This is a genomic window from Streptomyces sp. NPDC050988, from assembly GCF_044456225.1.
Classification (GTDB): Bacteria; Actinomycetota; Actinomycetes; order Streptomycetales; family Streptomycetaceae; genus Streptomyces.
In genome coordinates, this window is sequence record NZ_JBITFQ010000051.1 from 35,875 (window position 1) to 44,144 (window position 8,270).

General features: G+C 70.7%; 8 protein-coding genes. All 8 read right to left on the reverse strand.

All coding sequences use genetic code 11. The features are described 5' to 3' along the window. Nucleotides 1-225 precede the first annotated feature (225 nt). Entirely contained in the window at nt 226-873 is a 648-nt protein-coding gene (locus tag ACIBEI_RS48400; RefSeq protein ID WP_398897814.1) for a hypothetical protein, read from the reverse strand. 177 nt (nt 874-1,050) lie between these two features. Further along, a complete protein-coding gene (locus ACIBEI_RS48405) occupies nt 1,051-1,923 on the reverse strand; it encodes a hypothetical protein (protein WP_398897816.1) in 873 nt (290 codons plus the stop codon). Between the two features lie 185 nt (nt 1,924-2,108). Beyond that, nucleotides 2,109-3,041, reverse strand: a complete 933-nt coding sequence (locus ACIBEI_RS48410) for a hypothetical protein (RefSeq protein ID WP_398897817.1) — start codon at nt 3,039-3,041, stop codon at nt 2,109-2,111. Between the two features lie 281 nt (nt 3,042-3,322). Continuing rightward, nucleotides 3,323-4,543 carry a hypothetical protein gene (locus tag ACIBEI_RS48415; RefSeq protein WP_398897821.1) on the reverse strand — a complete coding sequence of 407 codons (1,221 nt, stop codon included), beginning with the start codon at nt 4,541-4,543 and terminating at the stop codon, nt 3,323-3,325. A 209-nt stretch (nt 4,544-4,752) separates the two neighbouring features. Then, nucleotides 4,753-5,211 (reverse strand): hypothetical protein, encoded by a 459-nt coding sequence (locus ACIBEI_RS48420; RefSeq protein WP_398897822.1) that lies wholly within the window; start codon nt 5,209-5,211, stop codon nt 4,753-4,755. A gap of 190 nt (nt 5,212-5,401) precedes the next feature. After that, nucleotides 5,402-6,661, reverse strand: coding sequence for a PH domain-containing protein (locus ACIBEI_RS48425; RefSeq protein ID WP_398897824.1), 1,260 nt, complete (start codon nt 6,659-6,661; stop codon nt 5,402-5,404). After that, nucleotides 6,658-7,179 (reverse strand): PH domain-containing protein, encoded by a 522-nt coding sequence (locus ACIBEI_RS48430; RefSeq protein WP_398897826.1) that lies wholly within the window; start codon nt 7,177-7,179, stop codon nt 6,658-6,660. Before ACIBEI_RS48430 ends, ACIBEI_RS48425 begins: the two co-directional genes overlap by 4 nt. Before the next feature lie 260 nt (nt 7,180-7,439). Then, nucleotides 7,440-7,937, reverse strand: coding sequence for a hypothetical protein (locus ACIBEI_RS48435; protein ID WP_398897828.1), 498 nt, complete (start codon nt 7,935-7,937; stop codon nt 7,440-7,442). Nucleotides 7,938-8,270: the final 333 nt, after the last annotated feature.

Sequence of the window (8,270 nt, forward strand, 5' to 3'; positions counted from 1 at the left end):
GTTTATGCGGGTACCCCACCGTGGGGGGGGGGGGGGGCGGGGGGGGGGGGGGCGCTGACGGGGGGGTGGGGGGGGGTTGGGGGGGGGTGGGGGGGGGTGGGGGGGGGGGGCCCCCCCGGGGGGGGGGGGGGGGGGCCCCCGGCGAGGGCTGCCTGTAGGCGGCGGCTCCTGTCCTGTGCGCGGGCCGCAGCTTTCCTCGTCTGGCCGGGGGCCTGTGCGTGGGTGTCAGGTGCGTGCGTGGGAGGGGTGGCGCAGGACGAACAGGGCCTTGTCCATGGACGTGGTGGCGGGCCGGATCAGGTCGGAGTGCTGGTCGCCGCCCCACACGATCCACCGGTCTCCGTCCAGGTGTGGGGCCCACGTCAGGAGGAACGTCCGGCCGTCGGGGACGGTCGCCCACCACTGGCCGCGCTGTGTGGTCTTGAACGTCACTCCTGGGACGTCGGGAAGCGCGGGGACGGGGCCGAACCGGCGGGCCTGGAGGTCGAGATACGCGCGGGTGGGGACGACCGCGACCTCGGCCGTCACGGGGCGCTCCGTGTCCTCCTCGCCGGATGTCGGCTTCCAGTACGCGCCTCGCGCGTAGTTGAAGCCTCGCTTGGCCAGGACGGCCCCGGCGAGGTTCAGCACCTCGTCACGCATGGCGTGTGCGTGGCTGCCGTCCAGCGGAACCGGGTCCCAGAGACTCGGGCCGTCATCTCCTTCAGCGTTCACCCAGCGCAGGGCCGCGCGCGAGGTGATCGGGGAGACGTAGACCCGGACGGCGACGGGGCGGTGGCGCTCCTCCGACGCTCGGGCCAGTTCCATCCTGCGGTCTTCTGAGATGGTCTGTGCGGGCTGGTCGTGGCCGGGATCGTGGCTGTTCGTGCTCACGGGTTGGTCCTTCGGTCGATGCTGGATGTGGTGGCCGGGCCTGGAGTGGGGCGAGGGGTTGCCGTTGCCCGGTGCGCCGGATCGTGGCGGGGCGGCGGGTTAGCCGGGCAACGGCCGTAGACGCGGCGTAGCCCCCTGGCCCGGTGGCAGACGAGAGGGCTACGCGTGGTCTGGGTGTTAGCGGGCAGTGCCTGCGGGCTGCTGGAAAAAGAGGGGAGTGGCGACCTCGCGGGCCTCCTGTTCGCTGAGCTGGATGGTGGGGAGGGTGAGGTGGGCGGGGAGTTCGTACGCGGCGAGCCAGTTCTCCCCAGGGCTGCCTGCGGGCGACTCGTGGCCGTCGACCGGGTAGTAGCGGTACCTGGCGCAGTCGGCGCCGGTTGCGAGGAAGCCGCCGGTGGCCTTCTGCCAGGCGAGTGCCGCGTCGGTGTCCTCCGTAGTGGCGTGCTCCTGGTGGCGGCGGCCGTGCCGGTCGGCGAGGGTGATCATCCAGGCGACCAGGGCAGCTGAGTCGGTGGCGTAGTTGCCCGTGGCGAAGTCGGGGAGCTCTTCGGCGTGCGGGGGCTGCTCCTGTTGCATCCAGTGGGCACCGAGGGATCCGTGCTCGCCGATCGGGTGGTGGTTGGAGACCTCGTCTCCGTAGCGGTCGGTGCCCGACCACGTGACCTCGGAGTTGTCGGCGAAGGTGTAGCGGGCGTGGGTTCCCGCGCTGTCGCCCCATCCTTCGCAGGCGATGCCTGCGGCGGCCAGTCGCCGGTAGACGGAACGGGCGATGGTCTGCCGGGCGATGATCTTGTTGCGCTTATCGACGGGTGCGGTCCAGCATTCGCGCCCGCTGTAGCGGCAGTTGGCGATGCCTGTGTCGCCGTTGTACTCGACCCACGGAAGGGGGTCGGACTTGCTGCGCGGCTCGTAGGCGACGGGGATGCCGGGGCCGAATCCGGCCATCACGCGGAGCATGGGCGGCCGGTCGCCGTGGTGGTAGCGGTGGGCCTGGTAGGCGGTGTCGCGCTTTGTGATGAGCTCGCGGGTGTAGTTGCGGCGTTTGGTCATGGTGGTGTGCCTCTCGCTTCCGGCTCGGTTGTCCCGGGGGTCTCGTGGCCCCGGCGAGCGGCACACTGGGCGAGGGCCCAGTTAGGGCTGCAACTGCTGGTTGTTGCCGTGTAGTTGTGCGGCTCACCCTCGGGGGCGCCGGGGGTGAGCCGCAGTGGGTGGTGTGTGTGAGCTGCTGGTTCTGGCTATGCGCAGGAGTCGGGGCCCTTGGGGTAGGGCTTCAGGTCCGGGTATCCGAGGGTGATCCGGTCGCGCTCGCGCTGGTTCTTGCCGAGGCGGAACACGTAGCGGTGCGCGCCGCGGTGTCGAACATTCCGGGCGCCCACGGCATGCAGGGCATCGCGTAGCCACAGGGCCGGGTCACAGTCGGCTCGGGGCGCCGGGGCCCCGAGGGACATGAGCTTGGCCTCGACATATTCATGCCCTTGCTCCTGTTTTCTCACCTTCTGCGCAGAACGGTCGTTGAGTACCGTGCCGTCGGGCAGCAGTTTGATCGTGCGCGCCGTGGCGCGGCCGGTGTAGGCCGCGTTCGATGCTTGATAGATCGTCCCCACATGGCCAATTGCTACTAGTTTGCCAGTGTTTGTACGTCTTGGTACGGGGTCTGCGAAGGACACAACGCCCCGTACGGCCGAGGTGAGCAGTGCGTCGAATGTGCGGGCCAGGAACCAGCTTTCGGTGTTGGCCGGGCACTCATCCAGCAGCACGAAGCGCGAGCACTCCAGTGCGGCCACGTTGGGCTCCAGGTCGGGCAGGGCGCGCTCGAGAACGGCCTTGCTGACGGAGAGACCGAACACGGCCACTCCGCTCAGTTGCGGTTCGCCGTCGCAGATGTTGAACAGGCCGAACGTTTTCTTGGCGGAGGGGAAGGAGCCGGAATAGTGGTGCCGGAGTACGAACTCCTTGGCCGTGCGCACGGCGAGGGGCTCCACGACATAGTGACGCGGGTCGAAACCCCCGGCGCTCGTGTGACGAAAAGAGTGCCGTCGGTCCCGCCACCGCTGACACCATGGCGTCGCGGTGGGGAACTCGCCGAGGTCGTTGGTCGGCAAGGCGTCCTGGAGCTCTGCTGAAGACGGTCGGGTGAGAACGGGCTGCATGGTGGCAGAACTGGGCACGGGCGTCTCCTTGGACGTGATGAGTCGTGGCGGTGGCTCCCAGGGCCAGGCCGGGCCGTGGCCGCAGGGAACGGGCACCGGTGCAGGAGCGACTGACCGGCCGGTGCGGTGGCGGTCGGACGCCGTGCTGCGGCCGGGATGGCCGCGCGTCGGTCGGCGCCGCAAGGAAGTGCCGTTGCCCGGCCCACAGACGGCGGCCGGACGCCTGGACGGCGGCGCACCCGCGTGGAGCGTCCCGGCCCGCAACCAAGGAGCTGCGGGCCGGGAGCCCGGCCGGTGTGTCAGGCGGCCAGGTCGCAGGGGCCCTCGCCGATCGTGGCGTAGGGGGCGTGGCAGCCGGGGCAGTGTCCGTCGCGGTGGTCTGGGATGAGCGTGGTGGGCAGGTAGCGCGCCGCCTGCGCGGTGTCCGAGACGTAGACGGTGCCGTCGGTGTCGCGGCTGAACCGGATGGCTCCCGGCCTGCTGCGGTCCCGGGCGCGCCGCAGGGTGGCGGCGACCTGGCGGCGGGTGAGGGTCCCGGGTTCGTCGTGGTGGGGCAGGCGCCAGGTGCCCGCGGTGCGCAGCTGGACTACGTACTCGTTGGCGTCGAGCAGATCGGCGATGCGTCGCACCTGCTCCCCCGTGATGATGGCGCCGGGCATCGCGTCGTGGACGGGGGCGCTTTCGGGGATGGGATCCCGGTCCAGGATGCGGCCGGTGGGGTTCGCCGGAGGGCAGGTGAGGTACAGCCTGAGCCAGTCTCCTGCTGCGGGTGTCTGAAGGGCGGCGATCGCCTTGAGGACGGCCCGCAGGGCGGGGGTGTTGTAGCGGGGCTCGCGGCTCGTCGCACCGTCGCGGTAGCGGGCTACAGCCTGGTAGGCGAGCCAGGCGGGGGTATCGCCGAAATGGCCGGCGGGCAACTCGATGGCGAGCGGGCACGGCTGCATGTTGTGGCTCATGGTGCGCACTGCCAGGCGGGCGGTCTGGGTGAGGAACGCGGCGGAGGCCTCACGCGGGAACGGCAGCTCGTGAGCGGCGGCCTGATGTGCCTGGGACTCGATCCGGGGCAACGGGAGGGTGTTGTCGTGGCGGGCGAGGTCGTTGGCCTCGAAGGCGAGGTTGGCGAGTTCGAGGACCTGGTTCCCTCCCAGGCCGGGGCAATGGGCTGCGGCGCGGGCGTGGACGGAGAGGATGAACAGGCGTGTCCGTACGTTCAGTTCGGCGGCCGACTGGGCGACAGGTCCGGGGCCCAGGCGGAGGGTGAGCGGGTGCAGAGAGCCCGACGCGGCCAGACGGTCCTCCGCGTGCGCGTCGAGGTCTTCGGCGAACTCGGTGTTGGTCAGGTCGATGTAGGCGAGAGTGCCGTCCTCGTGGCGTACGACCACGTTCTCGCAGTCGTACGTCAGGATGTGGCTGGCAGGATCGTGTGTCGTGGTGATGGTCAGGGTGCTGGCGGTCCTCTCGTGGGCGTAGCGGGTGGTGAGGGCGTCACGGGCGGCGCTGATCAGGTGTGCGGCATTCACGGGCGGTGCCCTTTCGGCATGGCGTGGCTGTGAAGGCGGGGGCACTGGGGTGCGTGCTCCCGGTCTGGCGCCACGAACGTGGCCAAGTGGGGAGTTAGGCCCGCAAGGGCGGGCAACACGGCGCCCCGCCACGGACCGGGGTCTGTGCCGGGGCGCCGGGGCCCGCGTCAGCGGCAGGGCGCCGCTGTCCTCGGGCGGGAAGAGCGCGGTCAGTTCGCCGTGGGGTCCCCGGGGTCCTTCGTCTCCTCCTCGTTGTCGGAGTCGGTGTCGCGCTCGGGGTGGTCGTCGGTCTGCTGCTCTGCCGGACTGAAGGTGTTGACGCTGGCGGGTTTGTGCCAGGCGTACGCACAGGCCAGCTCAGTCAAGGCGAGCACGGCCAGGATGGTGGTCCAGACCGGGGGCGCCGCCTTAGCCAGGCTCATGACAAATGAGGAGGCGAGCAGCAGGCCCGAGGCCGCCAGCAGGCGGCTGATGAAAGTGCTGCGCCCCGCGCGCTGAACCGGCGCGCGGCCGAGGAGCAGCGCTGTGAACGGCCGCTCCTGGGCCTGGCCGTTGTTGGGCTGGTCCGCTGCCAGCGCGGTGTGCAGGGTCATCCCCAGCAGGGTGAGGATGTGCAGGAACCCGGCGAAGATCAGCAGTACGGCGAGCGTGTCGTTGGAGTCGGACACGGTCCCCCCCTTCTCAGTCGTTGCGGCGCGTTGGTGCGCTGTCGTGGGGACTGTGGCTGGGGCCGGTGTTAGGCCCGCAACTGCGGCGGTGCGGGGAACGATGCGCCTGCTGAGGGCAGGGCCGCCAGCAACCGTCGCGGCCCGGGGGGTCGCGAGAGGTGCGGTGCCCGGGGCCGTACGGTCTGCCCGGTCAGTGGGCGGCGATGCTACTCGCCCGTGCGGCCGCGGCGATGGCGGCGGCCTCGTCGGCGTCGCGGTGCCGGGCCTTGAGCCGGGGGCCGCCGGCCAGATCGATCCGAACCGATGCCAGATGGAGGCGGCGCTGCCATGGGCCTTGGAGTAGTCCGACACCTTGGATCTTGGTGGCCGGGCAGAGGTGTACGACGTTCCGCAGGAAGAGGCCCCGCCAGACACAGAGGTACCCGGAGGCCGCTCGGTAGGACAGGGCCCGGCTGAGTAGCGTGGCCCAGCGGGCGCGGTGCGGCGCCGGACTGGCTGTTTCCATAGCGTCGACGGCTCCCGGCCCGTACAGGTCGCGGACCAGGTGCTGGGCCTCCTGGTAGGTGGCAACGGGGGCCAGCAGTTGGGGAGCGTGCCCGGCGGTGGCGAGGCTGACGCGGACCCAGTTCCTGTGGCGCCATAGCACGGGCTGCTCCAGGAGGAGGGCTTGGGTGCGCTGGTGTCGCAGCGTGTGGTGCTGGGTGTCGAACAGACCGAACTCGGTGCGGTAGCCGCCGGGTTCGGGGGTGACGCGCCATCCGCACCACTGGATCCAGGCGCGCGCGGTCATGCGCCACACCGGCGTCAGGACCCCGGCCAGGGAGAACAGGGCGAGCGGCTCGCTTGACAGGAGGTAGGGCATCAGCCCGACCAGCAGCATCCCTGCGGCGCTGACCATGATGCGGGCGTCGAGCACGATGGCCAGGGCCAGCATGCGCGGCGACACGGACATCAGCGGGCGTGCGGTGACCTCGTTGCGCGATTCGGTTTCAGACATGGTGTCGCGAGCCATGCTGGTCAGGAGGGCGCGGTGCAGGATGGCGGCCTGTCGGGTGCCCAGGTAGGCGAGGTCGCTGCTCTGTCCGGCTACGGACAGGCGCAGGGTGCACACCCCGATCAGTCGGCCGAGTAGCGGGCGCCGGATGTCGGCCGCCTGCACGTGGGCCAGTTCGAAGCGACGACGGCGGTGGAAGACGATCCCCGAGGAGTAGTGGAGTGCGTCCTGGGTCAGCCGGTAGGAGGTCTTGCGCCAGGAGACGCAGCCGTAGGTGGCGGCGACCAGGGCGACTCCGGCGATCAGTAGAGCGAGCAGCCAGCGGGGCCATTCCCTGGCAGCTTCGGCCAGTTCGGGCAGGTCGCGGAAGACGAGCATCGCGACGGTTGCCGTGATGGCCCATGCACGGCGCCAGGGGGTGATGGGATGCAGGCGCCCTTCAACGGTGTCGGTCACAGCGCGACCTGCTTCTGCCGGGCGAGACGGGTGAGCACGTCGCGGATCTGCTCGGCCTCGGCGGTGCCGAGGTTCTTGATGGTTGAGCCGTGGTAGGAGCCGTTGCTGGCGTGCACCGTGGCGAGGCCGAAGCGGCGTTGCACCGGCCCCGACCACACTTCGACGGTCTGGATACGTCCGTAGGACATCGCGGTGAGGTGCTGGTGGAGCAGTCCGCCACGGAGCAGGAGTTCGTCCTCGGTCAGGCAGTATCCCGTCGTCTGCCAGCGGGCGCCGAGGCGTTGCCAGTGTACGGCCGCCCCTCCGGCGAAGGCGGTGACGAGGGTCCAGAACGGCCACACGGCCAGATCGGCGTGCAGGAGCTGGACGAGCTCGGTGGGGATGACCCCGAAGAGGAGGGCGACGAGCGTGGTCCAGAGCACGAGGGTGAGGCGCCACAGCGTCAGGGCCTTGCGGGGCAGGCGTGTGAAGGCGACGCCGGGTGGCTGGAACAGGTCGCGGGGTGGGGTGTCGCTCATAGGGAGGCTCCAGTGGGCGTGGAATGGACAGAGGTGCGGGGCCGCCTTGCTGCGCGGGTCGGCTCGCCGCTGGCCGGGCACGAGCCGGCGGACCGCACTCTGCGGAAGCGGTGACCTAGCGCCGCAACCCCCGCACCTCACCCACCTCCGGCACCGGAGCGCCGCCGCAGGGCCGGTGTGCACAGCAGGCAAGCGGCGAGGGCCGTCCCGCAGGGGACGGCCCTCGGCCTGGTTGCGCGGATGCTCTGTCGGTGTTGCCACTAAGCCACGGCGTCAGGTCGTTCGTAGTCGTCGATGGCCTTCCTCACGCGAGTGCCGAGGAGGGTCTCCCCCGGCCCGGCGAGCCACTGTTCGGTCGTGAGGGCCGGCGCCTCGCGCAGGCTCGCGACGAGCCCAAACAGGGCGATATGAGGTGTCCCGTTGGCGTTACACGAGCTCTCGAAGTCACCAACCCCGGGAACGTGCGCGGCGTAGTGGCCGTCGGCTTCCTCGAAATAGGGGTCCTGCCACAGCAGGAAGGTGGTGTCCGGCGCGTCGGCTCGGAGGCGGGCGGCCAGGCCATCAGATGTGCCCAGCGGGGCGCTGTGGTTGCCGTAGGCCTGCCCGAGGTGGAGGGTGGCCTGCGTGGTTTCGGTGAGACCGCCGGGCAGTCCCCAGTCCGTGGCGAGCTCGAACGACTCGATAGCGCGGCGGACGGCGAGGTGCTCGTGCTCGGGAGAGTCGTAGACGATGACTTGCAGGGGTGATTGTGAGGACACGCGGGCTCCTTGGCTTCGGTCGATGACGAAGGGGCGCACCGCGGATCGGTGGCCCGGTGGAGCGCACTGTCGACGGACTCCTGCCAAGCCGCGCAACCGCCCAAGTCGGCGGCTCGTTCGTTGGGTAGTTGGAGGTGTTGAAGGTCCACCTGGCAGCCGTGGGAAAGAGCAGTCGGGGGCGCCCCCCCGGGGGGGGGGGGCCGGGGGGGGGGGGGGGGGGGGGGGGGGGGGGGGGGGCATCAACGTGGGGAGGTGTTCCCGCTCTTCTGGCTCTCCAGGAGTTTGTGGAGCTGGTCAAGCGTGGGGGCGTTGTCGAAGGATTCGTCGACGGTG

Excerpts from the sequence above, each read along its gene's own strand:
- ACIBEI_RS48430 (WP_398897826.1), bottom strand. The coding sequence starts at position 7,179 with ATGAGCGACACCCCACCCCGCGACCTGTTCCAGCCACCCGGCGTCGCC.
- ACIBEI_RS48405 (WP_398897816.1), bottom strand. The coding sequence starts at position 1,923 with ATGACCAAACGCCGCAACTACACCCGCGAGCTCATCACAAAGCGCGAC.